The organism is Acetomicrobium flavidum, from assembly GCF_900129645.1.
Lineage (GTDB): Bacteria > Synergistota > Synergistia > Synergistales > Acetomicrobiaceae > Acetomicrobium > Acetomicrobium flavidum.
In genome coordinates, this window is sequence record NZ_FSQZ01000001.1 from 1,693,941 (window position 1) to 1,719,835 (window position 25,895).

Annotated in this window: 28 protein-coding genes, 1 tRNA gene and 1 other RNA gene; 23 read left to right on the forward strand and 7 right to left on the reverse strand. The window is 46.8% G+C overall.

The window, feature by feature from the left end:
• Nucleotides 1–10 precede the first annotated feature (10 nt).
• From nhaC to BUQ78_RS08395, 4 genes are all read right to left on the reverse strand, one after another.
• On the reverse strand, nt 11–1,435 hold the full coding sequence (gene nhaC, locus BUQ78_RS08380) for a Na+/H+ antiporter NhaC (RefSeq protein ID WP_074199901.1): 1,425 nt from the start codon (nt 1,433–1,435) through the stop codon (nt 11–13).
• 125 nt (nt 1,436–1,560) lie between these two features.
• Nucleotides 1,561–1,758, reverse strand: coding sequence for a sulfur carrier protein ThiS (gene thiS, locus BUQ78_RS08385; RefSeq protein WP_014807296.1), 198 nt, complete (start codon nt 1,756–1,758; stop codon nt 1,561–1,563).
• A gap of 12 nt (nt 1,759–1,770) precedes the next feature.
• Nucleotides 1,771–3,939: an aldehyde ferredoxin oxidoreductase family protein gene (locus tag BUQ78_RS08390; protein WP_014807295.1), complete on the reverse strand. Its 2,169-nt coding sequence runs from the start codon at nt 3,937–3,939 to the stop codon at nt 1,771–1,773.
• A gap of 18 nt (nt 3,940–3,957) precedes the next feature.
• On the reverse strand, nt 3,958–4,341 hold the full coding sequence (locus BUQ78_RS08395; protein WP_014807294.1) for a 4Fe-4S binding protein: 384 nt from the start codon (nt 4,339–4,341) through the stop codon (nt 3,958–3,960).
• A gap of 160 nt (nt 4,342–4,501) precedes the next feature.
• Between BUQ78_RS08395 and BUQ78_RS08400 the strand changes: the two genes are divergently transcribed.
• The 21 genes from BUQ78_RS08400 (at nt 4,502) to BUQ78_RS08500 (ending at nt 18,440) form a co-directional block, all read left to right on the forward strand.
• The gene (locus BUQ78_RS08400) at nt 4,502–5,830 is read left to right on the forward strand and encodes a pyrimidine-nucleoside phosphorylase (RefSeq protein ID WP_200779704.1); all 1,329 of its coding nucleotides are present in this window, start codon (nt 4,502–4,504) and stop codon (nt 5,828–5,830) included.
• Nucleotides 5,831–5,924: 94 nt separating this feature from the next.
• Nucleotides 5,925–6,002 (forward strand) — tRNA-Pro (locus BUQ78_RS08405).
• A 63-nt stretch (nt 6,003–6,065) separates the two neighbouring features.
• The gene (smpB, locus tag BUQ78_RS08410; protein ID WP_014807292.1) at nt 6,066–6,524 is read left to right on the forward strand and encodes an SsrA-binding protein SmpB; all 459 of its coding nucleotides are present in this window, start codon (nt 6,066–6,068) and stop codon (nt 6,522–6,524) included.
• Nucleotides 6,525–6,878, forward strand: a transfer-messenger RNA (tmRNA) gene (gene ssrA, locus BUQ78_RS08415).
• A gap of 144 nt (nt 6,879–7,022) precedes the next feature.
• Nucleotides 7,023–8,288, forward strand: coding sequence for a COG1470 family protein (locus BUQ78_RS08420; protein WP_074199902.1), 1,266 nt, complete (start codon nt 7,023–7,025; stop codon nt 8,286–8,288).
• Nucleotides 8,289–8,290: 2 nt separating this feature from the next.
• Nucleotides 8,291–9,223: an ABC transporter ATP-binding protein gene (locus BUQ78_RS08425; protein WP_074199903.1), complete on the forward strand. Its 933-nt coding sequence runs from the start codon at nt 8,291–8,293 to the stop codon at nt 9,221–9,223.
• Between the two features lie 8 nt (nt 9,224–9,231).
• Complete coding sequence (locus BUQ78_RS08430; protein ID WP_074199904.1) at nt 9,232–10,170, forward strand: ABC transporter permease; 939 nt, start codon at nt 9,232–9,234, stop codon at nt 10,168–10,170.
• 201 nt (nt 10,171–10,371) lie between these two features.
• On the forward strand, nt 10,372–10,860 hold the full coding sequence (locus BUQ78_RS08435; RefSeq protein WP_014807288.1) for a Na+/H+ antiporter subunit E: 489 nt from the start codon (nt 10,372–10,374) through the stop codon (nt 10,858–10,860).
• On the forward strand, nt 10,857–11,111 hold the full coding sequence (locus BUQ78_RS08440) for a monovalent cation/H+ antiporter complex subunit F (protein WP_014807287.1): 255 nt from the start codon (nt 10,857–10,859) through the stop codon (nt 11,109–11,111). Before BUQ78_RS08435 ends, BUQ78_RS08440 begins: the two co-directional genes overlap by 4 nt.
• Nucleotide 11,112: 1 nt before the next feature.
• A complete protein-coding gene (gene mnhG, locus BUQ78_RS08445) occupies nt 11,113–11,481 on the forward strand; it encodes a monovalent cation/H(+) antiporter subunit G (RefSeq protein WP_014807286.1) in 369 nt (122 codons plus the stop codon).
• 2 nt (nt 11,482–11,483) lie between these two features.
• Nucleotides 11,484–11,759: a Na(+)/H(+) antiporter subunit B gene (locus BUQ78_RS08450; RefSeq protein WP_074199905.1), complete on the forward strand. Its 276-nt coding sequence runs from the start codon at nt 11,484–11,486 to the stop codon at nt 11,757–11,759.
• The gene (mbhE, locus tag BUQ78_RS08455) at nt 11,746–12,015 is read left to right on the forward strand and encodes a hydrogen gas-evolving membrane-bound hydrogenase subunit E (protein WP_014807284.1); all 270 of its coding nucleotides are present in this window, start codon (nt 11,746–11,748) and stop codon (nt 12,013–12,015) included. Before BUQ78_RS08450 ends, mbhE begins: the two co-directional genes overlap by 14 nt.
• A gap of 6 nt (nt 12,016–12,021) precedes the next feature.
• A complete protein-coding gene (locus tag BUQ78_RS08460) occupies nt 12,022–12,513 on the forward strand; it encodes an MnhB domain-containing protein (RefSeq protein WP_014807283.1) in 492 nt (163 codons plus the stop codon).
• On the forward strand, nt 12,506–12,853 hold the full coding sequence (locus tag BUQ78_RS08465; RefSeq protein WP_014807282.1) for a sodium:proton antiporter: 348 nt from the start codon (nt 12,506–12,508) through the stop codon (nt 12,851–12,853). The genes BUQ78_RS08460 and BUQ78_RS08465 overlap by 8 nt, the downstream gene beginning before the upstream one ends.
• The gene (locus BUQ78_RS08470; RefSeq protein WP_074199906.1) at nt 12,850–14,412 is read left to right on the forward strand and encodes a proton-conducting transporter transmembrane domain-containing protein; all 1,563 of its coding nucleotides are present in this window, start codon (nt 12,850–12,852) and stop codon (nt 14,410–14,412) included. The genes BUQ78_RS08465 and BUQ78_RS08470 overlap by 4 nt, the downstream gene beginning before the upstream one ends.
• Nucleotides 14,409–14,750 carry a membrane-bound hydrogenase complex subunit MbhI gene (locus BUQ78_RS08475; RefSeq protein WP_074199907.1) on the forward strand — a complete coding sequence of 114 codons (342 nt, stop codon included), beginning with the start codon at nt 14,409–14,411 and terminating at the stop codon, nt 14,748–14,750. The genes BUQ78_RS08470 and BUQ78_RS08475 overlap by 4 nt, the downstream gene beginning before the upstream one ends.
• 13 nt (nt 14,751–14,763) lie before the next feature.
• On the forward strand, nt 14,764–15,240 hold the full coding sequence (locus BUQ78_RS08480; RefSeq protein ID WP_074199908.1) for an NADH-quinone oxidoreductase subunit B family protein: 477 nt from the start codon (nt 14,764–14,766) through the stop codon (nt 15,238–15,240).
• Nucleotides 15,233–15,778, forward strand: a complete 546-nt coding sequence (locus BUQ78_RS08485; protein ID WP_074199909.1) for an NADH-quinone oxidoreductase subunit C — start codon at nt 15,233–15,235, stop codon at nt 15,776–15,778. Before BUQ78_RS08480 ends, BUQ78_RS08485 begins: the two co-directional genes overlap by 8 nt.
• Before the next feature lie 14 nt (nt 15,779–15,792).
• Nucleotides 15,793–17,028: a hydrogenase large subunit gene (locus tag BUQ78_RS08490; protein ID WP_074199910.1), complete on the forward strand. Its 1,236-nt coding sequence runs from the start codon at nt 15,793–15,795 to the stop codon at nt 17,026–17,028.
• Nucleotides 17,025–18,020, forward strand: a complete 996-nt coding sequence (locus BUQ78_RS08495) for a respiratory chain complex I subunit 1 family protein (RefSeq protein ID WP_074199911.1) — start codon at nt 17,025–17,027, stop codon at nt 18,018–18,020. Before BUQ78_RS08490 ends, BUQ78_RS08495 begins: the two co-directional genes overlap by 4 nt.
• 12 nt (nt 18,021–18,032) lie before the next feature.
• Complete coding sequence (locus BUQ78_RS08500; protein WP_014807275.1) at nt 18,033–18,440, forward strand: 4Fe-4S binding protein; 408 nt, start codon at nt 18,033–18,035, stop codon at nt 18,438–18,440.
• 52 nt (nt 18,441–18,492) lie between these two features.
• Here the strand turns inward: BUQ78_RS08500 and gltX are convergent, their stop codons facing one another.
• The gene (gene gltX / locus BUQ78_RS08505) at nt 18,493–19,803 is read right to left on the reverse strand and encodes a glutamate--tRNA ligase (protein WP_074199912.1); all 1,311 of its coding nucleotides are present in this window, start codon (nt 19,801–19,803) and stop codon (nt 18,493–18,495) included.
• Between the two features lie 134 nt (nt 19,804–19,937).
• On the opposite strand from gltX, the gene polA reads away from it, so the two are divergent.
• On the forward strand, nt 19,938–22,502 hold the full coding sequence (polA, locus tag BUQ78_RS08510) for a DNA polymerase I (protein ID WP_074199913.1): 2,565 nt from the start codon (nt 19,938–19,940) through the stop codon (nt 22,500–22,502).
• A 3-nt stretch (nt 22,503–22,505) separates the two neighbouring features.
• Here the strand turns inward: polA and BUQ78_RS08515 are convergent, their stop codons facing one another.
• On the reverse strand, nt 22,506–23,990 hold the full coding sequence (locus BUQ78_RS08515) for an ABC1 kinase family protein (RefSeq protein ID WP_074199914.1): 1,485 nt from the start codon (nt 23,988–23,990) through the stop codon (nt 22,506–22,508).
• A 155-nt stretch (nt 23,991–24,145) separates the two neighbouring features.
• On the opposite strand from BUQ78_RS08515, the gene BUQ78_RS08520 reads away from it, so the two are divergent.
• On the forward strand, nt 24,146–25,258 hold the full coding sequence (locus BUQ78_RS08520; RefSeq protein ID WP_074199915.1) for a SurA N-terminal domain-containing protein: 1,113 nt from the start codon (nt 24,146–24,148) through the stop codon (nt 25,256–25,258).
• Between the two features lie 50 nt (nt 25,259–25,308).
• On the opposite strand, the gene BUQ78_RS08525 is transcribed toward BUQ78_RS08520, so the two are convergent.
• A complete protein-coding gene (locus tag BUQ78_RS08525) occupies nt 25,309–25,875 on the reverse strand; it encodes a 2-oxoacid:acceptor oxidoreductase family protein (RefSeq protein WP_074199916.1) in 567 nt (188 codons plus the stop codon).
• Nucleotides 25,876–25,895 lie beyond the last annotated feature (20 nt).

The following is a 25,895-nucleotide window of genomic DNA, read 5'->3' on the forward strand; positions in this document are numbered from 1 at the left end:
ATAGCTGTTATTATTCGGTCAATTGGTTAATTTGGAGGACCGTTTCAGGTTCTTCATCAATTCTGGTCATAGTTATATTAAAATAACCGAAAACGAGTAATGTCAGTACCGTTAGGTAGTTAAAGCACGCATAGGGGTCATAAAGGAATGGAGTTATGCCCAGCGTTCCCTTTATGAAAGCACCGCATGTGTTCCATGGAACCAATGGCGAGGTTACGGTTCCAGCGCATTCCAGGGCTCTTGAAAGGTTTTTGGGATGAAGCCCCATCTTTCTGTAGGCATTTGCATACATGCGACCAGGCAGGACTATTGAAATATATTGTTCCGGCAACAGCATGTTTGATGTTATGCATGTAGCTGCAGTTGCTGCAACCAGATTTCCAACGGTCTTAACTTTTTTGAGAAGAGCATTTACCAATACTTCGAGTTGTTTTGTCTTTTCCATTATGCCTCCAAACATCATTGCTATTATGGTAAGGGATATCGAATACATCATTCCCGTGAGCCCTCCGGCAGTAAGAAGTCCATCTATCATGGCGTTGCCTGATTGGCTCACATAACCTCCATATCCAGCGTTTACTATGTTGCCGAAATTGACGTCCTGAAATATGAATGCTGCTATGGCTCCGGCTATGATGCCGATCGTTATCCCTGGGATTGCAGGAGCCTTCAGTGCTATGCAGATTATGACAATGAGCGGGGGCAACAATAGAAGAGGATTGATGTTAAACTGCGCCGACAGCGCATCTTGAATAGCCTTTATCTGAGACATATCCATGTTTGAAGAGGAATACCTCATTCCCAAAAGAAAGAATATCAAAAGAGACAAAGGATAGGATACCGCGCTCACCTTAATTGTGTGTTTGACATGTGTAAATATATCGGTGCCAGCCATGGCAGGAGCCAAGTTAGTCGTATCCGATAAAGGCGATATTTTGTCGCCAAAGTAGGCTCCACTTACGATGGCACCGCCAGTTTGAGCAGGCGGTATTCCAAGCCCGGCCCCAATGCCCATCAGTGCAATTCCCATTGTGCCCATGGTACCCCATGACGTCCCGGTGGCCAGGGATACTATCGAGCAAATTAATAGAGTTGCAACTAAAAAGAATTTTGGAGAAATTATCATAAGTCCATAGTAAATCATGGAGGGTACTACGCCTGCTTCTATCCAAACTCCTATAAGAACTCCTATGATTGCCAATATGACTATCGCTTGTAATGCTTGAGTAATACCCTGCATCATGCCCATTTCTATGTCCTTCCATTTGTATCCGACTTTTAGGGCGATGATGCTCGCAAAAAGCGATCCCATCATCAGCGGAACGTGGGGATCCGTATGGTAGACGGCAAGGCATACTGCCATCACAATTACCAGCAGCCCTATTGAAACCAAAGAATCGATGATACTTGGTCTAGGCTCTTCCTTCGTGCCCATTATCAATACCCCCTCTGCCTTATGATTTTTAAATGAGGTGCTCTAACGGCAAATTTCCACTAGAGCACCTCAAATCTTTATAAGCTATTTCATTATCGAGCAGACTATTTAATTAGTAACCAATTTTACCCGCCGCTTATCATGTGGATGACCTGGACGTCGTCGCCGTCATTAACAACGGTAGTCTCAAATTTGTCGCGAGGAATCGGTTTGTCGTTTATCCAAACCCCAATCATGGGAAATATAAATTTCTTGGCTTCCAGGATATCCTTGACGGTCATCCCTGGATGCCACTCCATTTCCTCGCCGTTTACCTTTATCATGTTTGCCCCTCCTTAACTTTCCCATTCATCCTCGGGCTTAAGGTGTCTTTTTACTACCTCAACAACTTCCGGATAGTCGATCCCCAAACGCCTTAACGTCTCGATTGTTGGTATGCCGTTTTTGTTCCACCCTCTGCGCCTGTATACGGCATCGACGAGCTGCTCCCATTGGGACAAACGGTAATTTTGCAGCTTTTTGATCTTTTCCTCCGTCGAGAGATTTTCGGGGTCGATGCCTGCAGCTTTCAGCTCATTGTCATAGTAGTCGCTTCTTGCTTCCCATTCATCGGGAAACACCGGCCCTATTGCCCGCAAGGGGATGTTGTGGTCTTTTCGAGTCCCCCTGCCTAGCCTTAACTGAAAGACCCGCTGGAAGTTGTAAACCCTTTCGGATTGTATTATCAGCTCTTCCTTGGTGATTTTCTTTCCGGTCACGGCGTTAAAAAGGTCTACGTAATTTTGGACGTGTTCAGGCACCTTGGCAGCTTCAATGCCTTTATATTTGATGGCGTTGTCGGCTGGCTCAATGTCGTTCCATGGTAGTTTGCACAAGCCCACCAAAGAAAACCATAGCCTGAAGTTGGGGAAGTAATGCAAAGCTTCGGCCTTATCCTCGAACGTGGGTAATTGCTTGTTCACTCTGTCCATGAAGATCAGCCAGGCCTCGTCGTGTTGCGGTCCTTTTAGCGTGAGGAAATATCCGCCCCATTGAGCGACAGATTCCTTTGGTACATATTCCGATACCTCCAGGCCTTGACCTTCCATGCCTATGTTTTCGAGAACATCGCTAGGAGCTCCATACTTTTCGGCAAATATCTTTTTCATCCGGTGGATACCAAGGCCAACAATGCGGGCAAACTCGTCGTCGCCACGCCCCATCCTGTGTATTAGCTCCATGATGTCATCCTTTGCCCCGAATTTCAACTCAAGTCCGTTAGTGATTTCCTTGTTAAGGAAACCAAGCTCGTAGCATTCGCACACGAAAGCTATGCCCGTTCCCAAGGATATGGTATCCAGTCCGTAATGATCGGCGTAGAAGTTGGCCTCGATGATCCATTCGGGATCGAAAACGCCAATATTGGAACCTAAACCGGCACAGGTCTCATACTCAGGTCCATCTACCGTAACTTTCCTGCCCTTTAGGGGGCCGGTTTTGAGCTCGAATTTATCGGCAGCTTTAGCGCAAGCCATGGAGCATCCATACCAACATCCATCGGGGATTCCTTGGGTGAATATCCGTTCAAAGACCTTTGAGTGGATCTTTGAGGCGTCCTTGTGTTGGCCGAACTTGTAGTTATGCACTGGGAGGAGGTGATATTCGTTCATTATCTCGTTTAAATGTGGAGTACCAACCTTGCGCATCTTGTTTTGCTGGTCATCAAGGTCTCGAATCTCCTTGTGGAGTTTTAGGCCAACCCGTTGAAGTGTGGTTAGGTCCGCTGGGTTATTGCTCGAGGGCCCAATGCCTCTTTTCTTGACCACGATAGCTGCTAATTTTTTGTCGCGAAAGACCGTGCCGCCTCCGCCTCTTCCGGCTTGTTTTAGACGAGGTGTCTTTCGACGGAGATCGTAGAAGCTCATGTTAAGACATCCCCAGTAACTGTTTTCTGCGCCCTTGCCGGTAGACACCACCGATATGTTTCGCTTATCCTCCTCGTCTTCCGCGAAATATTCATGCAAGGCTTCGGTCACCGTAACGGCATTTACTTCTTCAAAGGGCGATTCATAAATCTCAACTCTATTGTTATCTCCATCGATGAAGACGACGATGTCGCGATCGGCTTTTCCCTGGATTTCCAGTGCATCCCACCCCGAGAATTTAAGTAGCGGGCCAAAGTAACCGCCAGCATTGCTATCGTATGTTTGCTCCGTTAATGGTGAGATAAACACTGTATAACATTTGCCTGAACCAGGGTACTGGGTTATTCCACACAAAGGTCCCCCTGATATTACAATTTCATTTTCGGGATCGTTCCATTTTGTCGTATCCTTCACAGCGTCCCAAAGCAGCTTAAGGCCAAAGCCCCTTCCTCCTATGAACTTTTCCTTCATATCTTCAGATACGGGTCTTTCCTCGAAGCTAAAATTGCTGATGTTAACGTAAAGCGTCCTTCCGGCGTATCCTCTATAAATATTCACAGGTTTGTATTCCCATCTTGCGAGGAGCCTCATCTTGTCCATTAAATTTTCCCCCTTTCGCTAATCTTGCTCCAATACTAGTGCCTCTGGCGGACATATCTTACTGCAGATGCCGCAGGCTATACACTTAAAGGGTTTTTCCTTGTTATCGGCAGTGAACATGCTTTCCGTTGGACAAAACCCGGCACACATAAGGCATCCTACGCACTTGCTCTCGTCAATTCTGACAACTCCCTGAGCATCTCTACCTATGGCTAGAGTGGGGCAGGTATCGATACACACACCGCATTGGTTGCATACGTTAATCACGTACCCCGAATCGCCCTGTGTCACCCTGATTCTGGACAGCTCCTTATCTTCTTCTTTGAACCAAGTCTTGGAGCAAGTTAACATACAGCTTTCGCATCCTACGCATCGTTCCGGATAAGCTGCAAGCCGCTTCATGGCTTCCCCCCCTTGTTCTTCGGATGTAAACCATTTCCCCCTAAGGTAGTATACTTAATGGTAATTATACCGTATAAATTATTATGAAACTACTATCGAAGGTGCAATTTACGTTGATTCATATAAGATAAAAAAATAAAGCCTATGGGAGGCAATTTTCATGATCAGAGCTGTGGATGTCATTAGAAAAAAGAGGGACGGTGTGCCCCTGGGAGACGATGAAATAGATTACTTTCTAAAGGGCTGCTGCAGTGGTGATATTCCCGATTATCAAACGGCAGCATTCTTAATGGCCACGTATTTTAGGGGAATGAACGAGAAAGAAGTATTCTCGCTTACTGATTCTATGGTACGTTCTGGCAAAGTGGTTGACCTTTCTGGCATTAAAGGCACGAAAGTAGATAAACACAGCACTGGCGGAGTGGCCGATACCACGACCTTAGTCGTGTGTCCACTTGTCGCGTCATGCGGAGCGCCCATATCCAAGATGTCTGGCAGGGGGCTCGGTCATACTGGAGGTACTCTCGATAAGCTCGAAGCGATCCCCGGCATGAAGGTCTCTCTAACGCTTGATGAGTTCGTCAATATCGTAAATTCAGTTGGAATTTCGATAATAAGCCAGACTGACGATCTCGTTCCCGCGGATAAAAAGCTTTACTCCTTAAGAGATGTTACGGCCACTGTCGATTCCATTCCCCTCATAGCCAGTTCCGTCATGAGCAAGAAGATCGCCGGCGGTTCTGATGTCATTGTTTTGGACGTAAAGGTCGGCAAGGGCGCCTTCATGAAGGATTTGAAGGACGCCATGGCGTTGGCTAAGATGATGGTAAACATCGGTGAAACTTCTGGCAGGCGTACGGTGGCAGTTTTGACGGACATGAATCAACCTCTGGGCAGGGCAATAGGTAATTCCTTGGAAGTAATAGAGGCATGTGAGGCTTTAAAGGGCAGAGGGCCATCCGAGTTGATGGAAGTGTGTCTGGCTCTTGGTAGCTATATGCTTATTTTAGCTGGTATAGCGCAAAGTTTTGATATTGCCTCAAAGATGTTGCAAGATGCTTTGGTGAGTGGAAGAGGGATGGACAAACTGAAGGAGATGGTGAAAGCGCAAGGCGGTGATATTAACGCTTTAGAAGATTATTCCTTGTTGCCCCAAGCAAAGATAAAGTATGAGTTAAAGGCTCAGGAAGACTTCTATATTTCGGAGCTGGATGCGGAAAAGCTTGGGCTGTGCGCCATGAAGCTTGGTGCGGGAAGAGCTAAAAAGGAAGATAAAATTGACCTTGCCGTTGGCATGGTCGTCAATAAAAAGGTTGGAGATTACGTTAGTAGCGGTGAAAGCGTCGTTACCATTCATGGAAATGATGAAAGGCTTGTCGAAGAAGTGTTGCCTGAGATCAAAAGTGCAGTTAAAACGTCGAAACAAAAGGTGGCAAAAGGAAAGTTAATACATGCAGTAGTCCAACGAGGCTTGGCGCAATTTCTTTGATCTACCAGGTCGGGTTAAGTTCGATGGGTTACTGCGAGATTTTTAGAAACTTGTGGTTGAAAGCCGTGCTTGTTAATGATAATATGATCGCGTTCGGGGCGTAGCGCAGCCTGGTTAGCGCGCCTGGTTCGGGACCAGGAGGTCGGAGGTTCAAATCCTCTCGCCCCGACCATTTTTTTGATCAATATTGACTATTCTAGCGGGTTTCGGTATACTTTGCATTGGAGGAAAGGTGATGGACAAAAAGATAATTGCCCAAAACAGAAAAGCTCGTCATGATTATTTTATATTAGAGACATTCGAAGCCGGCATCGTCCTTACTGGAACCGAAATTAAATCGGTACGGGAAGGGCGGGTTAATCTAAAAGATGGGTATGCCAAGATAGAAAATGGTGAATGCTGGTTATATAACGTCCATATATCACCTTATGAGAAAGGAACTTACTACAATCACGATCCTTTAAGGCCAAGGAAGTTGTTGCTTCGCAAAGATGAGATTCGAAGGCTTATCGGCAAAACACAACAGAAAGGCTTAACTCTCATACCGCTTTCGATATACATAAAAGACGGTAAATGGGCAAAGGTTGAACTGGCTTTGGCCCAGGGTAAAAAGATTTACGACAAACGTCATGCTATCGCTGAAAGAGATGCACGCATTGAAATGGAAAGGGCACGAAAGGTCGCAAAACGTTAAGGGGGCGAATGGTGTCGACGGCATGTGGAGGGTCGTGAGGAGCGGGCCGAGGTCCCCGCAAGCCTCGTAAAACAGGCGGGAAAACAATAAGTGCCAACGAAAATTACGCACTGGCTGCTTAGTTAGCGGTCACGCTTGCGATGCCGTCGCCACCGCGGCGTCGACAGGCGTCACAAAAGGTGGCTAGCTTTCAGGCAGTTCCTCCCTGCCTGAAGGGGACACCGCAGGAGGATAGGCTAACGCGATCCTGTCCCTGGGAGAGCGCTTAGCCGAAACCTAAAACAGGGACTACGCCCGTAGAACTTCACGGCTGGCCCTTGTCGGACGGGGGTTCGATTCCCCCCGCCTCCACCAGAAAATAAAAACGGTCCTTGTGCAAGATTGCAAGGGCCGTTTTTTATTGTAAAGATCCTTAAATCTCCTTGAACTTTCGAAAATAGTGGGGTATCCTTTCCATTGATATGAACTCAACCAACTTTGGAGGGTGAGGGGACATTCATGAATATGATAACTAATGCACAAAAATTTCGTTCTATATTTCTGATGATTTTTATAGTTGGTTTGTTATTTCCCTTATGTGCCTACGATAAGGCCTTTGCTCAGCAAGGGAGTTTTATTGTTCATATTCCGTTTACCGGTATAGAGATGGGCACGGAAGATGAGGTCTACATAGATGTCAGTTTTCGAAATCCAACTAACACCGAAATGGAAGTCAAGCTCGATCTGGAGCGCGACCCCAAAGCCAAAAACTGGGATGTCAAATTCGTTAGCTCTCAATGGGGCGGTTTTGGAGTTAACCGGGTCCGCTTGGACGCAGGAAGCGGAAGTGAAAATAACGAAAACAAAGAAGTCAACATAAAATTGCACATTAAACCAGGGGATAACGCACATCCCGGGAATTATAGGTTTGTGGTAAAGGCTTCAGGCGGTGGGACTGTGAGGGAATATCCGATCTATGTATATCTTAAGGGCGGTAAAGTAGCCGTAAATGCGGGGGCTGGGAAACTAATAGAGCTGGAGTCCAAATATCCTGTCCTGGAAGGCGCTGCCGGCCAACCTATTAGCTTTGAGATTAAGGTCAACAACAACTCCGACAAGGATACGGTGGTGGATTTTGTCACTGTAGCCCCATCTGGCTGGAATTCCTATATAACTCCGCGATGGGAGACCGATAAGCGAGTAAACTCGATAAAGATCAGTGCGAACTCGAGCGAGACCCTTAATTTCACTGTTGTTCCTCCCATAGAGGCAGAAAAGGGAGAGTATCCTCTAGAATTTCACGCTAAAGTTGGAAATAGCGATACAAAGTTGAACCTCAAGGTTAAAGTGGAGGGCACTTATAAGCTCCAAATTGCTCCTGAAACTAGAAGGCTTAACTTCGACATGGTGGCGGGCAAGGAAAGCCAACAGATATTTTATGTTTGGAATGAAGGTTCCGCTCCCATCGAAAATATATCCTTTTTGGTCACAAGCAAGCCTGAGGATTGGGAGATAACCTTTAAGCCCGACAAGCTGGGAGTGCTTGAGCCGCTGGCCAAGACGGAAAAACCTGAGACAATTCAGATCACCTTTAAAGCCCCCGAAAGGACTATCCCTGGCGACTATCAGGTAGTCCTTACCGCAGCTGGTGATCAGGACAAACGAACCATAGAGCTTAGGGCAACAGTTAAAGTGCCAACCACGTGGGGATGGATAGGCGTTGGCGTTATCGTAGTGGTAATAGCTTTGCTGTTTGGGATATTTGCTAAGCTGAAGAGGCGGTAAATATGAATGTCGTGGTCGAAGCCCAGGATCTGGTAAAGGATTACAATGGTTTTAGAGCCGTTAATGGCGTAAGCTTTAGCGTAGCTCAAGGCGAGATCTTTGGGTTATTGGGACCTAACGGTGCCGGAAAGACGACGACCATACTTATGCTTTTGGGGATGACTGAGCCGACATCTGGGGTCGTTCGCATTTGTGGATATGACCCAACCAAGGAACCCCTAAAAGTGAAGAGAATTACGGGTTATTTGCCGGAAAACGTTGGTTTTTACGAGGATTTGACGGCCAAAGAAAACCTACTCTATCTAGCTAAACTTAACGGTATTAAGGAGGACGTGGCACTCAAGAAGATCGATGAGGTTTTGGCCACGGTAGGTCTTTTGGATGTAAGAGACAAATTGGTGGGCACCTATTCTAAGGGGATGAGACAAAGGCTTGGATTAGCCTCTGTCTTGATAAAAGATCCAAAGCTTGTGATCTTGGACGAACCTACGACTGGCATAGACCCCGAAGGCACGGAACAGGTGCTGGATCTTATACGTAGGATGAGCAGGGAGATGGGCGTAAGCATTTTGCTGAGCTCCCATCTCCTTTATCAAGTCCAGCAGGTCTGCGATCGAGTGGGAATAATGTTCAAGGGCAAGATGGTAGCTCAAGGAAGCATAGAAGATATCGGAAGACAGGTCTTGGGCGAACGAGAGGGCGTTATGAAGTTGACATATAGTTTCATTAATGAAGAAGCATTAAAGAAGCTCGATGGAATAGAAGGCATAACAGAAAAAAGAATCGCAAACAACACTATAATTGTGAAGTTTGATGAAACTAGAAAGCTTGATATAGTCCGAGAAGTTGTCATGAGGGGATTTCTTCCTATAGAGGTTAAGGGTAAGGAGTACAGCCTGGAAGAAATTTACATTCGCTATTTCCGAGAGGGGTGATCGGAAAAATGAATGGTTTGCTGCCAGTGTTCCTCAAGGAATTAACGGATCAATTCGGAAGCAGGCGCTTTATGCTGATAACTTTAATAATTGTGATAACAGGATTGTTTTCTTCATACACAGCTTCGGGAGCGTTAGGCGAGGAGCAATTCTTAAGTGAGGAATATCTGTTTTTGAACTTGTTTACCTCGGCAGGGGGAGGTCTCCCTTCATTTCTATTTTTTATCAGTTTTTTTGGCCCTTTGCTGGGGATTATCCTTGGATTTGACGCCATTAATGGAGAGCGCACAAGAGGTACGTTGAGCCTAATACTTTCTCAACCAGTTTATCGTGATGTCATAATAAACGGGAAGTTTCTTGCCTCTATAGCCACCGTTGCCATAATGATAGCCAGCATCATGGTCATGATCGCAGGAATATCGATCGCAAAGCTTGGAGTGGTGCCTAATGGCCAAGAAGTGATGAGGGCTTTGCTGTTTTTTGTGGCTTGCGTTCTGTATGTGGCCTTTTGGACTAGCCTTGCGATTCTTTTTTCCATCGTTTTCGAAAAAAGCTCTACCTCTGCCTTGATGTCAATAGCCCTTTGGATATTCTTGGCCTTTTTCGTCTACATGATAGCGGGTGTCATAGCAGATGAGGTATATCCCATAACTCAGCAATCTGATCCTGAATTGTTAGCAAAACATGAAAGTTTGCGGACTATGTTGCTTAGATTTTCGCCGGCGGTATTGCTTGAGGAGATATCGATTGCCCTTTTGAATCCCACCGTTAGGGTATTTGGCCCGATGTTTGAAAGCCAGCTTAAAGGCCTGATCTTGACCCCACTTTCGCTTGGCCAAAGCGTATTGGTCATATGGCCTCAATTTGTTGCCCTGATTGCAGCATCTATAGTGTGCTTTGCCGTGTCATACCTGGCCTTTATGAGAAAAGAAATTAGGTCAGTCTAATATGTGTTGCATTATAATGGCACGTATTTTTTATTTTTGGTTGAAATAGTGGTAAAATAAGTCGTTATTTAAAATATAAAATGTTTGTAAAATAAATATATTTAATTAAACTTATTGTTGTTTGTGGTTTAAAGTTTTTCATTGCGCAGTATACATTATGATTTTCGCTTTTAAGCAGGACCAAGAGGGGGTGTGCGTCATATGGTTATTTTCGTAGCCTCAGTTGTCATGTATTTGCTTATTGTTTGGTCGGGCGGGGCAATTCCCCTAAACGAGTTGGTGATAGCAGTTGCTTTAGGTGTAGTAATCACTTTGGCTTGTCGTTCGTGGAGTCCGGGATTATACAGATTAACGGCTCTGCGGCCGGATCGATGGATTAAGCTAATCGCGTTTATTTTTGGCCCCTTTTTATGGGGAATGACGAAGGCAAATCTCGATGTGGCTTACAGAGTGATCACCGGAAAGATCAATCCAGGGATCGTACGCGTTCAAACCTCTTTGAAAAATTCTTACGCGATGACCATGTTGGCCAATTCCATAACATTGACTCCTGGCACTTTAACGGTCGATGTAGACGAAAACAACGGTACCTATTACATACACTGGATTAATATCACTAAAGTCGAGCCGACAGGCGAGGATATTTATGGCTCCTTTGAGGAGTGGGCAAAGAGGGTGGTTGAGTCGTGAGTACGTTTGTATTTGCGTTCCTGATTCTAAGTGTTTCCGTTTTTTCCATGTCTGTTCGTTTGGTGATGGGGCCCACCGTTCCCGATAGGGTTGTAGCTTTGGATACCATGAATACCTTTGTTGTGGCGATGATGATAATTCTTGGAGCTGTATATGACTCCATCGTCATGGTAGATATAGCTATAGTGTATGCTGCCCTGTCCTTTGTTGGCACATTGTTCATCGCCCGTTATATCGAAGGGGGGTTTTAGCTTGAGCGGATCGACGGAGTTCCTTATTAAATTATTTTTGGGAATAGGATTGGTATTCAATGTGCTAGGTACCATTGCGTTGTATAGGTTCCCAGATGTATATACCCGTCTTCACGGAACGACAAAATGCACCACCTTTGGTTCTATATTTACGTCTCTATCAGTGCTGGTATATGCGATATCTAAATACGCAATGACAGGTGAAGCCAGGTTTATGACCTTTGCCATCCATGTAGTAGTTGCGATATTTGCACTTCTGATAACAAACCCTACAGGTGCGCATGCCATAGCGCGTGCAGCTCACAGGAGTGGAGTAAAACCTCTAGGTAATATTGATAGGTTGGCCGAGAAAGAGGCAGGTGAAAAATAGCCATGATGGACGCAGGTCATATTTTCATATTGCTGATGATTGCAGTGAGCGGGTTCTTTGCAATATGGTTCGATAATTTGCTGAATGCGGTAATATCCTCATGTGTGATGAGCCTCCTCATTTCCTTGGAGTTTTACATTCTCCAGGCACCGGATGTGGCTATAGCTGAGGCTGCTATTGGAGCCGGGTTGTCTACCGCCATATATATTATGGCTTTAAGGGCTTGCAACTCGCTTGGATGGCGCAGAAAGGGGAACGATCAAGATGAAAGGTCCTAGGGTGCTTTTTCTGATCTTTTTCGTGGTCTTCGCGGGGATCTTTTGCCAGGGATTGCTCGATATTCATCCCTTTGGAGAGCCCAGAGATTCCAGCATGGACGATTATTTCATAGCTAACGCTCAAAGCGAATGTGCAGCTAACAACGTAGTTACTTCAATAGTATTTGATTACCGTGGTTTCGACACATTGGGCGAAGCTGCTGTGCTGCTTACAGCAGTGATGTCCGTCGCTGCGCTCTTTCGAAAGGAGGAGTAGGTGGACATGAAGCCTATGTCGATAGTTGTAAGGACTATATGCAATATATTTGCCTGGTTTGTGGTTGTCTTCGGTGCCTACGTGATCATACACGGACATCTTTCCCCGGGAGGAGGATTCCAGGGCGGTGCCATTGTTGCGACCTTTGTCGCTCTTTTGCTCGTGGCCCACGGCGGGAAGCGTTTTATGGAATGGCTTAGGAGCGATATTTTAACGGTATTTGAGTGCGTTGGATTGATCGCCTTTATTGGGATCGGATTCTTGGGATTGCGCACCACATATTTGTACAATTTTTTGGCGCTGAAAGGTGGTCTATTTGGCAGTCCTGTACCCCTTGGACCAAATGCAGGTGTCCTGAACAGCGCGGGTACGATCGCCTTTGCAAACATGGCAGTAGGCATTGAAGTGGTCGGTGGGTTGTCCACGATAATTGTGTTCATGTTTTTGGGAATGCGCCACGTCATCGAAAGCCGCAAGGGGGTAAAGAGAAATGATTGACAACTTGCCCATGATCGTAGTCGGTGCTCTATTTGTCATAGGACTTTACGGAATCATGTTCAAACGCAATATTATAAAAATAGCGATTGCAGTGAGCGTAGTTGAATCTTCCACGAATCTTTTCCTGATAGTGTTGGGCTACAGGACCGGAGGGTCTATTCCGGTATATACCCTGGCTGGAGAGTTCAAGAAAATGGTCTTGCCCACCCCACAGGCTTTGACGCTTACGGCTATCGTTATTGGGTTGGCTACCACAGCTCTACTGTTGTCCTTGATAATGCTTCTATATAAACACTATAAAACTTTGGATGTCTACGAGATAAGGAGGCTAAGGGGATGAGCTGGCAAGTACACCTTCCCGCCCTAATTTTGACTATTCCCTTGCTGGGGGCTTTTGTGTCAATAGCGTTGACTAAACCGCTATTGCGCAACCTTTGGTTCACCTTCATTTTGGCTGTAACTACTGTATTGGCCTTTCTTTTGTGGAGGCGAGTTGGGATATATGGCACTTTGATATACGTCATGGGGGGGCAGAGTTGGAATTTTACGTTGCCTTCGGGCATGTCTTTGCCTATACGTATCATCATGGAAGTCGACGCCTTTGGCGCCTTTATGGTCTTGACAGGTTCTATAAGCGCTTTAGCCAGCGGTTTGTTTTCCATCAGGTTTTTGGACCGCGTTCATGACGGAAACAAATTCGTATCACTGTTTCTCCTGCTTCTTACGGCGATGCTGGGCTTGGAAGTTACGGGAGACCTTTTTAACTTCTTCGTATTTCTTGAGATAGCCTCTGTGGCATCCTATGGCCTCATAGCTTTTTGGCGAGATACGCCGGAGGCAATTGAAGCCAGCTTCAAGTATACAGTTTTGTCTACCTTCGTTGCCCTTCTGTTTCTCATCGGAGTAGGCATCCTTTACGGGGTATATGGAACGCTTAACATGGCAGCGCTTGCCAAGAACATACAGGTTGGTTTCCTCGAAAAGGTGGCATTGGTGCTCTTTATCACCTCAATGGCCATGAAGTGCGGAGCCGTTCCGCTGCACATGTGGGAACCGGATGCATACGGCCAGGCACCGGCAGGAATACCTTGTTTTTTGGTCGTGGTTGGCCAGGCTTCCCTTTACGGCATGTTTAGGATTGCATTTTCGATATATGGGCAGGCCTTTCATGGATCAATCCTGGCATGGATCGTAGTGGTCTTTGGCTTGCTTTCGATGTTCATAGGCGTCGTCATGGCGGTCATACAAAAGGAAGCAAAACGGTTAATGGCTTACCATTGTATCTCGCAGACCGGCTATATGCTCATGGGAATTGGCCTGGGCCTGCTTGCCCTGTCAAGTCCACAAGCAATGAGCGAGTTTGGCTTTACGGCTATGAAAGGTGGCATCTTTCACATCATTAACAATGCCATGTATAAGGGATTGTTGTTTTTGACAGCAGGTTCCCTCTTTTACGCTACGGGAACGACGGACTTGAACAAACTGGGTGGCCTTTCTAGGAATATGCCATACACCACTGTCATGTTTGCAGTGGCAGCTGCTGCCATTGCCGGTTTGCCGCCTTTCAACGGTTTTGTCTCAAAGCTTTTGATATATGAATCTTCTTTCGTCGTACACCCCTTTTTGGCCGTCGTAGCTATGGTGACATCCATACTGACGCTCGCGTCGTTCGTCAAGGTCTTCCAGTCGGGATTTTTGGGGCCATCCAGGGAGAACATGACGAACGTAAGGGAAGTCCCACTGAGCATGATCATAGGCATGTCGGTCTTGTGTCTGATGATCTTGACTTTGAGCTTAATGCCTAATTGGGTATTATCCAATTTGATTGAGCCTGCTGCGCGAGATTTGGTCAATCAGGCCAGCTACATTCAGGCAGTGATGGGGAGTGGTTTACAATGACGATTGGGACCGTATACACGGGTTTCGGGTTTTGGAACGTATATGCCTGGATGATGTTTTTTGCCCTTGGGGCATTAATAGTTCTATACATTCGCTCGACGGGCAGAAGCGACTACGAGAAGGGCACATACCAGGACGAGGTATTTTACGGTGGCAACCCTGTTCCGCAAAATGGGCAAGATTTGGCCGTTCCAGCCAGCTCTTCCTATTGGGGATTTACTAAGGCCATCGCCTCCTTTTATAACCTGCTCGTGGGCGTTCACACAGGAATTCTTTCGGACTACATGGGGCTTTTGATCGCTACGGCAGCCGTCATTTCGATATTAATTTTGTTATAGGGAGGATCTAGACATGTTTAAGGTGGATATAAAGAAGGAACTAGGAATCCTGCCCAGATCGATTTGGGCGTTTCACTGCAACAGCGGATCCTGCAACGGTTGCGACATAGAGATAGTAGCTCTTCTTACACCGAGGTATGACATAGAACGTTTCGGGATGAAGCTGGTCGGCACCCCCAGGCATGCCGATGCGCTTTTGGTAACTGGCCCTGTGACGAAGTACATGACGGATCGTCTCAGGAGGATTTATGCCCAGATGCCAAATCCGAAGGTCGTCATAGTCGTAGGCAACTGCGGTGCATCGGGCGATGTATTCTATAAGTCGTACAACCTGGACGGACCTGTCGATCAGATACTTCCCGTTGACGTATACGTCCATGGTTGTCCGCCAAGGCCTGAGGCCATCATAGATGGCGTGGCAAAGGCCATCTTAAAGCTCGAGGAAAAAAGAGAGGAACTTTTAAAGACTGGAGGCGCCACAAATGCATAAAGCGATGCTTAACGTGGTTGCCAAATCGCCCGAGGAGTTTAAATCCTCATTGGAGAAGAAGTTCGGTGACAAAATCCATAACGTTGAGGTAAGGGGCAGAGTGGCAGGCAAGCAAGACGAAGTTTCGTTTTACGATGTTTGGATTTCCTGTCGAAAGGACGATTTAGAAGAACTAGTCGAATTTCTTTTTTCATTCGATTTCCCCATCTTCCATGTCATGTCGGGGGACGACATTGGGAATGCTGTGTTGCTGAACTATCACTTTTCGCTGTTTTCCGGGGCCGGTCGAGGAAAGAGGATCGGCGTAGTTCTGTCCGTTGAGGTGCCCAAAGAGGATTTAGTCATGCCTTCTTTGTACGACAAGATTCCTGGTATAGAGTATAGCGAGCGTGAGATGCACGAAATGCTTGGCGTGTCCTTCAATGGCTTGCCAAATCAGTCGTTGGTGTTTTTGCCGGAGAACTGGGACGAGAAAGTCCATCCCTGGAGGCGGGACGATTCGGGGCTTTCTCCTAAACATATTAGGGAACTTTCTTGAAAAGGTGATGAATGATGGCTCTTGGTGAAAATAAAACCTACACCATTCCAATTGGCCCCGTTCACGTCGGCTTAAAGGAGCCCATAACCGCTTGGTTGCAAGTGGACGGCGAGAGGATAGTCGACGTGCGCATCAGGCCGGGTGCAATACATAGGGGAATAGAATATATGGCAAGGGAAAGGAATCCCATACAGGTCATATATCTGGCAGAAAGGATATGCGGTATCTGTTCGTTTGCTCATATCATTTCCTTTGTCAGAGCTGTGGAGGATGCGGCGGGCATCCCCGTGCCGTCCAGGGCGAAATATATACGGACCATATTATTGGAGCTTGAGCGTGTCCATTCTCATATATTGTGGGCTGGGGTTGCATGCTATACCTTTGGTTATGACTCGGCCTTTAACCTTGGGATGCTCCTCAGGGAAAAAGTCATGGACGTATTGGAGGCCATGACGGGCAACAGGGTAAACTATGGCGTAGGCACCGTTGGGGGAGTGCGACGCGATATTACACCTAAAGTAGCAGATGCCATAAAAGAAATGCTCGATTACTACAATCGCGAGTTCTCGTACTTCTATAATGCCGTTACAGAAGACCCTATCGTAAAGGCTAGGATGAGAGATATAGGCGTATTGTCCTATGAAGATGCCGTTAGGTATTGTGCGGTAGGGCCCACTGCCAGAGCAAGTGGGCTTCGAACCGACCTTAGATGGTCGTCTCCTTACGAGGCTTACGCAGATCTCGAAGTAGAGCCTATCGTCCCTCAGGATTATTTCGGGAAGGCCCGCGGAGATATCTTTGACAGATTTTTTGTGAGGGTAATGGAGGTCTATCAGTCCCTGGAGATAATAAAGAAGTGCATGGACGGCCTGCCGGAAGGGCCCATCATGCATGAGCCAAAGCCTGCAAAGCTGCTGAACATATTGAAAGATGCAGACGGGGTGGGGCAGTCCTCCATAGAGGCTCCAAGGGGCGATGACACCCACGTCATTAGGCTGAAAAAAGGCGAGGAAAACGTGACATGGTGGAAGGTCAGGGCTCCAACTTACGCCAACGCAATGTCATGGCCGATAATGTTTAAGAACCAGGAAATAGCCGATGCGCCTTTGATCATAAATAGCATAGATCCCTGCATATCCTGCATGGAAAGAGTGCTGGTTGTGGACGAAAAAGGTTCCTCTTCTGTAGCAACTAAAGAAGAGCTTATCAAGATGTGTCGCGACAAGACTAGGAGGCTGATGCGTCGATGAACCTGCTTTTTTCCAAAATCATATCCGGCTTTGCTCTCTTTTGTCTCGTCATAATCATTGCCCTTCTGTATGAGGGGATCGACAGGATCCTGCACGCCAGGATGCAGAAACGCTTTGGTCCGCCCCTGCTGCAGCCATTTTATGACGTGATAAAGCTTCTTGGTAAGGAATCGATAGTCCCAAGGAGGGCGGTAAGGGCTATATTTCAGGCATCTCCGTGGATGTCTATGGCATTGGTGTTACTGATATTTCTTTACATACCCATTGGGTCCATCCCGCCCATAATGGCCGGGAACGGCGACATCATCCTGATCCTTTACCTGCTGGCGGCATCGGCAGTGATGATGGTCATTGGAGGATTCGCCAGCGGTTCGCCTTACGCGAACGTTGGTTCTCAACGTGAGATGGTCCTCATGATGAGCTATGAACTTCCTTTAGCTCTAGTGACGCTTACTTTAGCGTGGGTGATGTATAAAAAGGGAGTCCCTGGAGCGCCATTTAGCTTAGAGACGTTCGTTACCGTGCCGGTTTGGAACACCGTCGGGTTCATAGGCGGCATGGGCTTGTTCTCTTTGCTTCTGGCGTTGCTTGGCGTGGTTCCGGCAGAGGTGGGCAAGGTTCCCATGGATATCGCTGAGGCGAAGACCGAGATCCTCGAAGGTCTTTTGGTCGAGTATTCGGGGAGAAATTTAGCGCTTTTTAAGCTGACCTTTGCCTTGAGATCCCTTGCGATGTCGGCATTGCTGGTTCCCTTGTTTTTCCCCTTCTCGTTGGGCAAAATCCTTGGCCTGCACGGCGCATACTTTGTTGTGGTTGACTTTTTATGGTTTTGGGTAAAGGTCTTACTTGTTCAAATTGCGGCCATAACGATAGTTAGGACGATGTACGGAAGATTTAAAATATGGCAGGCCTCACAGTTTTACTGGTTTCAAATGGGGGGACTGGCATTGGCGGGCATGATACTCGTTACGCTCGATGTGGTGCTCTTTTAGGAGGGATAAACTTTGATAAACAAAATGTTGTTCATCATCTTAAAGCAACTTTTTAAGAAGCCCTTTACTAACCTGTTTCCCCTTGCGCATATACCGGATCGATTGTCCACTGTGATAAAAAAAGCTGAATCCGGCGAGCTCGAGATCAATCCACCTCTGCCTACTCCCGAAAACTTCAGGGGAAGGATTTCGTACGATAAAAACAAATGCATAGGATGCAGGTTGTGCATCAGAGTATGTCCTGCAAATGCCATATCCTACGTTGCTGAGGAGAAGAAGATCAAAGTGCATGTGGACAGATGCTGTTTTTGTGCCCAGTGTACCGAGATTTGTCCTGTGCAGTGTTTGTCCATGAGCGATGAGTTCTTGTTGGCCTCTTACAATCGAAAAGAGCAGGTTGTGACGGGAAATAACGGCTAAGATTAAATATGGGCCTCGATGACTTTATCGAGGCCCATATTGTTTATGAAGATCATAAAATTTCCCAGTAAGCAAGTCTCTTTTTGGTTTCCTCCGGACCGAGCAGCTCTATTACCTCAAATATGCCTGGGCTGACTTTGGTGCCGGTCAAAAGTATCCTTAAGGGCATCGCGATCTTTTTAAGCGGCACTTGTCTTTCCTCGCTCCACCTTCTGGCAAATTCCTCCAAGGTCTTGGTATCCCATTGAGGAAGCTTTATCATCTCCTCGCAGAAAGGGCGAAGGATATCCTTTGAAGTTTCGACATACTCCCTGTCCACCCTTGCCTTAACGGGCTCGAAGGTAAGGAAGTAGTCTGTATACTCTGCAAGCTCCCTTAAAGTTTGCCCTCTTCCTTCCATTATTTCCAGGACCTTTGCAAGGTATTGAGGGTCATGCTGCTCAAAGGGGAGACCCAGGGCCTTCCAAAAAGGTTTAACTGCCTCAAGCCGGCTTTGCGGGTCCATGAGCTTGATGTGTTCCTGGTTAATGTGGCGTAATTTGTCCATGTCGAAAACGGCAGCACGTTTGTTTACGTCCTTTATGTCGAACCATTCGATCGCTTCCTGAATGGAAAATATCTCCCTGTCATTTCCCGGCGACCAACCTAGTAGTGATAGGAAGTTGAACAATGCCTCCGGCAAAAAGCCCATGTCCTTGTATTCGAGGACGTTTGTTGCTCCATGGCGCTTGGAGAGCTTCTTTTTGTCCTTTCCCAGTATCATGGGAAGATGGGCAAACTGAGGAACGTCCCAGCCAAAGGCCTTGTATAGCAAAATCTGTTTTGGGGTATTGGCTATATGATCCTCGCCCCTTATCACGTGAGTGATCCACATTGTAAAATCGTCGATGACTACGGCGTAGTTGTATGTGGGCATGCCGTCGCTTTTTATGAGGACGATGTCCTTTAAGGTCTCGCTTTTGACCTCGATATGGCCATAGACGATATCATCAAAGGATACGACTTCCCCGGGAATTACCCTGAAAATGATGGCCTCTCCTTCTCTGTAGGCAAGCCCATCGTTTAAGAGTTTTTCTGCATAGCTGTGATAGATGTCTAGCCTTTCTGATTGCCGATAAGGTCCATGAGGGCCACCAACCTCAGGGCCTTCGTCCCAAAGCAATCCCAGCCATCTTAAGCCCAAATATATGCTTTCCTCAAATTCCTTGGTTGAACGTTCTCTGTCCGAGTCCTCTATGCGAAGCACAAATTTGCCGCCCGTGTGCCTGGCCCAGAGCCAGTTAAAAAGAGCAGTGTGAGCACCTCCAATGTGAAGGTTTCCCGTTGGGCTTGGAGCAAAACGAACCCTTACCTCTTCATTCATGACGTATACCTCCTATGCTGAAGACGTCTGATGCTATATGTCAGTAAATGCCGAAACGCCACAGGAATTACCTTTGCCGTAAAATATTACATATACTACAATTGTATCAAAAACAACAAGGAGGACATCATCTTTTGAGCGGAGAAAGGATCCTTTTGGTAGATGGACATGCCTTGGCGTTTAGGGCCTACTACGCCTTGCCCGAACTTAATGCCCCAGATGGCACTCCTACCAATGCCGTGCTTGGCTTTATAAACATGCTTCTTAAGATAATAAACGACGAAGCTCCCGATCGTGTAGTGGTATTTTTCGATGCTAAGGGCGAAACCTTTAGACACGAGGCATATAAGGAATATAAAGAAAATAGACCCCCCGCACCGGAGGAATTTAAGTCTCAGATCTTCATAATCAAGGAACTCATGAAGCGTTTCGGCTACCCCGTTATTGAGATCGAGGGGGTTGAGGCGGATGATGCCATAGCTTCATGTGCCCATCGCTTGAAAGAAAAGGGAGAAATCCTCGTCTTAACGGCTGATAAGGACATGCTTCAACTGATACGAACAAACGTCAAAGTATTAAGGCCGATAAAGGGTGTCTCGGTGTTTAAGACGTATGACGAAAAGGCCTTTGAAGACGAGTTCGGCTTTCCGCCTTCTTCCTTCCCTGATTACTTAGCCCTGATCGGTGATAAGGTCGATAACATACCGGGGGTTCCTGGGATCGGACCTAAAAGGGCGTCAGCGTTGATCCAAAAATACGGTACCTTGGAGAATTTATTTGAGCACCTGGACGAGCTTCCCGAAAAGATAGCTCATCTTTTGAGGGACAGAAAAGAAGAGCTGTTTCAGTGGAGGGAGCTTATCCGTCTGCGCGATACCCTAAACATAGATCCTAAAACATTAGAACATAACGGTAGACGCGATGACGAGGCCTTGGTCGAGATATTTAACAAGCTGGGTTTTAAACAAATACCCGAGAGGCTTGGGCTAACGGCGAAAAAAGAAGAAGCAAGAAGGGGCGTTTCAGGGACTTTAAGCGAGACCGAGGACATAAGGCCAGATGTATACAGCGGCAAAGCTGTTGCCTTGGCCTATGCCGGCGAGGGACGTTACCCCCAAGGATACAAGGTTTCTGAATGCGTCATAGCTGAAGGCGACGACTCGCTGAATGTGGTTGATCTGACGGAGACGGCAGGCCTTGAGGCTTTGATCGAAAAGATCAGAGGCCGAAAGGTGTTGCTTTGGGGTTACAAGGAGCTTACCACTGCCCTGAGGCGTCCCCCCTGTGCCCCCCATGAGGCATGGGACGGAAAAATCGCTTACTATCTTCTCCATCCGGATTATGCCACCTCCAAGGAAGGATTAAGCGAGATAAAAAGACTTCGACAATGCGAGATGGGGCTTGATAGGGAAGCTCTATCGCTTTTTGATATATACGAAAAGCTAACATCACAGTTCGATCAGGAACTTAACGAACTCATGTATAAGATAGATATGCCCCTATCGGTCGTGCTCTCCAAGATGGAGGTACACGGCATACGACTGAATTTGGACCTCCTGTGGGAGATTAAGGGCGAACTTGAAAGGACACTTGAGGACGTCGAGGCATCCATCGATATGGCTGCCGGATCTAAGGTTAACCTGAATTCCCCGAAGCAGGTCGGGTGGCTCCTTTTCGATCATCTGAAGTTGCCCGTCATAAAGAGGACCAAGACAGGTTATTCTACTGACGTGACGGTACTTGAGGAACTAAGCCGTTTAAACAGGCCCGAGGCCCTGGTTGCGAAATTATTACTGGACCATAGAGAGCTTTCCAAGATGTTGTCGGGTTTTGTTCAACCGCTAATCGATGCCATAGATCCCAAGACCGGCAAGGTACACACTACCTTTGAACATACAAGCACCGGTACGGGTCGCTTAAGCAGCAGGGATCCAAACTTGCAAAACCTTCCTGCATATGGAGATTGGGCTAAAAAACTGAAAGAGGCCTTTATCCCCAGCAATTCTGACGGGATTTTCATTGGAGCAGATTATTCGCAGATAGAGCTTAGGGTGTTGGCCCATATATCGGGTGACGAGAAGCTCCGAGAGGCCTTTGAAAGAGGAAGGGATATTCATGCCGAGACGGCGGCGTGGGTATTTGGAGTTGAGCCGGAAGATGTCACAAGTGAGCTTAGAAGGATGGCCAAGATGATAAACTTCGGACTGCTTTACGGCATGACACCCTACGGCTTGGCTTCGAGGCTTGGAATAAGCAGGGACGAAGCCAAGGCAATAATAGACCGCTATTTTTCTGGTTTTCCAAGGGTAAAGGAGTACATAGAGAAAAGTTACGAGGAAGCCAAAAATAGAGGTTATAGCCTTTCAATCTTTGGCAGGAGAAGGCCATTGAACGAGGTGACAACCGTAGAGGGAAACAGTACTGCTGCACTAAAAAGGGTTGCCATAAACACGCCAATTCAAAGCAGTGCAGCGGATATAGCAAAGATGGCCATGATACGTTTTGACGAGGCCTTACAAAAAGAGCATATCGACGCTGCATTGGTGCTGCAAATCCACGATTCGCTGATATGCGAGTGTCACGAGAAAGACGAAGGGGCGGTTTCTGATCTGCTTAAAAGAAGCATGGAGCACGTCATAAGGCTTTCAGTGCCCTTGGAAGTCAACCTGAAAAGCGGGCGTTCCTTGGCAGAAGTGTAACCGTCATCTTACGATAAATGCACACATCAGCATCCATAGGGCAAACCAATAGAAATGTGCCCCTTGCGGCAAGATCCAAAAACCCGCTCCGAAAAGTAGAAACATGAACGCCATGGAAAGACGGGAGATGCTACCGGATTTTTCTTCCGTCTTTTTGCCTGCTCCTACGGATACCGTCATGGATATGTCGAAGAAGGCCTGTTTAATTTTTTCTTTGCCAAGCTCCATCATGAGCAGGGGTTTAAGATGCAATATAGACGTAACCTCTTGGAAGCTTTCGTCCAACAGCTCTTCGAAACCTATATTCGGGTCAAGCGTATGCAGTGTTCCCTCCAGCATAGACAAAGCCTTGACCTGATAGAGAAGCGGCTTGGGGATCTTTATACCCCAGATCTGGCTTTGAGAGACCATATCCTTCAACATGTCAGGCAGGGAAAGCTGGCCCAAGGGCCTGTGCAGGTAGTCCTCAAGGAAGTCGTATATCTCATTTTCTATGGCCATGGGATCGACGTGCCCCTGGATCACCCCAAGCGATGCCAGGCTGCTGTAAACCAAGCTTATATCTCTGCGCAAAAGCCCCCAAAACAATAGCATCGATTTATGCCTTATCTTTTCGGACAAAAAGCAGGTTGCGCCATAATCTAGCAGTACGAGATGTCCATCGTCGTCTATGAGTATGTTGCCGAAGTGTGGGTCGGAATGGACCATGCCGTCCTTCAGGAATTTGTACAGGTAAGTTTTAGTTAGCGATAGGGCCAGGAAACGACGCCTGAACCTGGACAAGGCAGGTACCGCCCTGTCCAGCCTTTGTCCGCTGTGAAAGGTCATGGTCAAAATATTTTTAGTGCATAATGAGGGATATCCCTTTGGAACCTTGACCTCCCATTCGACGGGGAGTCCCTCTCCATATTTTCTCATGCAGGCAAGCTCCCTAAGCAGGTCCAACTCCTTGATGATGTTTGTCGAGAACTCATCTACCATATCCTTTAAGTCTATGGGAAAACTTTGGGTGTCGGGGAGCCTTTTTATCAGAAAGCGCATTATCCTGATGTCCTCGTCGATTACCTGTTCCACGCCGGGCCTTAAAATCTTCATGGCAGCGACCGGACCGTTTTTCAAGTTGCACTTGTGCACCTGAGCCAGGCTTGCGGCTCCGATGGGTTGGGGATCCCAGTAGGCGACCTCTTCCATGGATCCTCCCAGCTCATCTTTAACCAAGTTTAAAACCTTATTGGTGGGGGATGGAGGCAATTCGTCCAATAAGTGCGACAAGGCCTCCGCGATAATTGGAGGCAATACGTCGTAATGACAGCTCAACATTTGGCCAAGCTTTATAAAGGAAGGCCCCAGGCGCTCAAACCTTGCCTTGAGGTCTTCTACTTCTTCTTCTGGGATGGTCTTGTAGCTTCGCATGCTTAAGCGACGAAGCTTTACAAATAAAGGTATGGCGTTTAGGGCTAATTCGCTACCTCTCGTTAAAATGCTCAAAGGTTACCACCTCTTCGTTCGATGAATATATTATATACGGAAATGTACTTATTTTGTTACAATAATCGCTGGCATATACTATAATCTATTGAGCCTAAATTGACTTTGGCGTATCATGGTTTGCGAATCAGAAGGGAAGAAAGGGGAAGGTAGTAATGATTTTAAAAGCACTTCGTACCAGGACAAAAGGGATCATGATTGCCGTGGCTGTGGCATTTGTGATTTCTATCTTTGCCGGATACGGTATCTATACGAGGAGGGGAACCCAGTCGGCTGGAAAGGATCATGTGGTGGCAAAGGCCAACGGCACTAAAATTACGCTTTCACAGATCGATGCCGGGGTTAAGCAGCTTATGGATCAAATGGGGATAAGCAATTTGCCTCAAGAGCAGTATTATGTGTTAAGGAAGCATGTTTTGGATCAGATGGTCCTGGATATGGAGTTGGATAAGGAAGTCAAGAAAAATAAGATAGAAGTCACGGATGACGAAATAAAGACAGCTATGGACCGGATAATAGCCCAGTTTCCAACAAAGGAAGCCTATCAGGATTACCTAAAATCCTACAACATCAAGGAAGAGGATTTGAAGAAGGAACTCAAGAGGCAACTCGCTCAACAGAAATTGCTTCAGGTTGCCGTGAAAGTGGATGAAACTGTAACAGATGAAGATGTAAAGAAGTTCTATGCGGATAATGGGGATACCTACTTTGTCAGGCCGGAGGGGCTTTGGGTTAATTACGTTGTCTTCTCTGAGGGTAGTGTTGCACAGGAAGCAAGAGATGCCTTGGCTGCAAAGCAGCCTTGGGATGATGTCATGAAGCGCTATGCCGACAAGATAGTACATAGCACTCCCTATGACAATCCTTTGTTGGTGCCAATGACAACGATTGAAGCACAGAAGGAACTGGCTCCCCTGAAAGATCTGAAAGTCGGACAGATAAGTCAGCCCATTCAACTGGATTCTGATCACGTGGCAATATATTTGGTTAAAAAATATCAGAATCAGGAAAAGATTCCTTTTGAAGAAGTAAAGGACAATATCAAATTGGCGTTAAGCCAACAGAAGGTTCAGGCACAGCGACAGGCATATCTACAGGGATTGATCGATAGCGCTAATATCGAGATAGTCGATCCTTCCGTCTTTGAAGCCCCGCAACAAAGTGGGCAACCTGCAGATCAGGAAGAAAGCGGAAAGCAAGAAGCAACAACGCAAAACGGCTCTCAAGCTCCGACGTCTCAACCCGATAACCAGCAATCTCAGCAGTAGTTAATCATGAGGGGGCATTTGCCCCCTCATGATCTTTGTTTCGGCTATTCTCATAGAAGAGACCTAAAAAGAGCAAGGTTTGACTCAAGCACTTTCCCGGATAAAAGGTCTTCTAAGGCCATTTCGTAGTGCTTTACGTCAATCGTAGGGATAAGGTTTTCCCTTGCGAGGGTGGCAAGTATCGTCATGTTCTGCATTCGCGGATCGGGCACCTTTGCCGTCACTGAGTATTCTTTGATGGAGCGTCTTTTGCATTCCCTGGTTATATCTTCGCATGTTACAGGCCTTTCCCTGCCAAGGCGAACGTTTAGAGGTTGTAATGATACATTGTAGTAAACCAGTATACCACCATCCTTAAGGTGGCTGCTTAACCCTCTTAAGGCTTCGTGTATCTCCAAGGCCAAAACCATATCCGCCTGTCCAGGCATGATCAGAGGCGAAAAAGCCCCATCTCCTATTCTAATATGCGATGTAACCATGCCCCCTCGTTGAGCCAATCCGTGTGTATCTACCCCTTTTACCGGCAAGCCCGCGTAATTTGCAGCCCGTATTATTGTTTCGCTTAGCAGACCTATACCTTGGCCCCCCACGCCGATCACAAAGATGTCCCGTTTCATCTTTATCCCCCTCCAGTCAT

Bases quoted from the DNA above. Each gene is read 5' to 3' on its own strand.
- nhaC (WP_074199901.1), bottom strand. From the start codon at position 1,435: ATGGGCACGAAGGAAGAGCCTAGACCAAGTATCATCGATTCTTTGGTT.
- thiS (WP_014807296.1), bottom strand. From the start codon at position 1,758: ATGATAAAGGTAAACGGCGAGGAAATGGAGTGGCATCCAGGGATGACC.
- BUQ78_RS08390 (WP_014807295.1), bottom strand. From the start codon at position 3,939: ATGGACAAGATGAGGCTCCTCGCAAGATGGGAATACAAACCTGTGAAT.
- BUQ78_RS08395 (WP_014807294.1), bottom strand. From the start codon at position 4,341: ATGAAGCGGCTTGCAGCTTATCCGGAACGATGCGTAGGATGCGAAAGC.
- BUQ78_RS08400 (WP_200779704.1), top strand. From the start codon at position 4,502: ATGATCAGAGCTGTGGATGTCATTAGAAAAAAGAGGGACGGTGTGCCC.
- smpB (WP_014807292.1), top strand. From the start codon at position 6,066: ATGGACAAAAAGATAATTGCCCAAAACAGAAAAGCTCGTCATGATTAT.
- BUQ78_RS08420 (WP_074199902.1), top strand. From the start codon at position 7,023: ATGAATATGATAACTAATGCACAAAAATTTCGTTCTATATTTCTGATG.
- BUQ78_RS08425 (WP_074199903.1), top strand. From the start codon at position 8,291: ATGAATGTCGTGGTCGAAGCCCAGGATCTGGTAAAGGATTACAATGGT.
- BUQ78_RS08430 (WP_074199904.1), top strand. From the start codon at position 9,232: ATGAATGGTTTGCTGCCAGTGTTCCTCAAGGAATTAACGGATCAATTC.
- BUQ78_RS08435 (WP_014807288.1), top strand. From the start codon at position 10,372: ATGGTTATTTTCGTAGCCTCAGTTGTCATGTATTTGCTTATTGTTTGG.
- BUQ78_RS08450 (WP_074199905.1), top strand. From the start codon at position 11,484: ATGATGGACGCAGGTCATATTTTCATATTGCTGATGATTGCAGTGAGC.
- mbhE (WP_014807284.1), top strand. From the start codon at position 11,746: ATGAAAGGTCCTAGGGTGCTTTTTCTGATCTTTTTCGTGGTCTTCGCG.
- BUQ78_RS08460 (WP_014807283.1), top strand. From the start codon at position 12,022: ATGAAGCCTATGTCGATAGTTGTAAGGACTATATGCAATATATTTGCC.
- BUQ78_RS08465 (WP_014807282.1), top strand. From the start codon at position 12,506: ATGATTGACAACTTGCCCATGATCGTAGTCGGTGCTCTATTTGTCATA.
- BUQ78_RS08470 (WP_074199906.1), top strand. From the start codon at position 12,850: ATGAGCTGGCAAGTACACCTTCCCGCCCTAATTTTGACTATTCCCTTG.
- BUQ78_RS08475 (WP_074199907.1), top strand. From the start codon at position 14,409: ATGACGATTGGGACCGTATACACGGGTTTCGGGTTTTGGAACGTATAT.
- BUQ78_RS08480 (WP_074199908.1), top strand. From the start codon at position 14,764: ATGTTTAAGGTGGATATAAAGAAGGAACTAGGAATCCTGCCCAGATCG.
- BUQ78_RS08485 (WP_074199909.1), top strand. From the start codon at position 15,233: ATGCATAAAGCGATGCTTAACGTGGTTGCCAAATCGCCCGAGGAGTTT.
- BUQ78_RS08490 (WP_074199910.1), top strand. From the start codon at position 15,793: ATGGCTCTTGGTGAAAATAAAACCTACACCATTCCAATTGGCCCCGTT.
- BUQ78_RS08495 (WP_074199911.1), top strand. From the start codon at position 17,025: ATGAACCTGCTTTTTTCCAAAATCATATCCGGCTTTGCTCTCTTTTGT.
- gltX (WP_074199912.1), bottom strand. From the start codon at position 19,803: ATGAATGAAGAGGTAAGGGTTCGTTTTGCTCCAAGCCCAACGGGAAAC.
- BUQ78_RS08520 (WP_074199915.1), top strand. From the start codon at position 24,146: ATGATTTTAAAAGCACTTCGTACCAGGACAAAAGGGATCATGATTGCC.
- BUQ78_RS08525 (WP_074199916.1), bottom strand. From the start codon at position 25,875: ATGAAACGGGACATCTTTGTGATCGGCGTGGGGGGCCAAGGTATAGGT.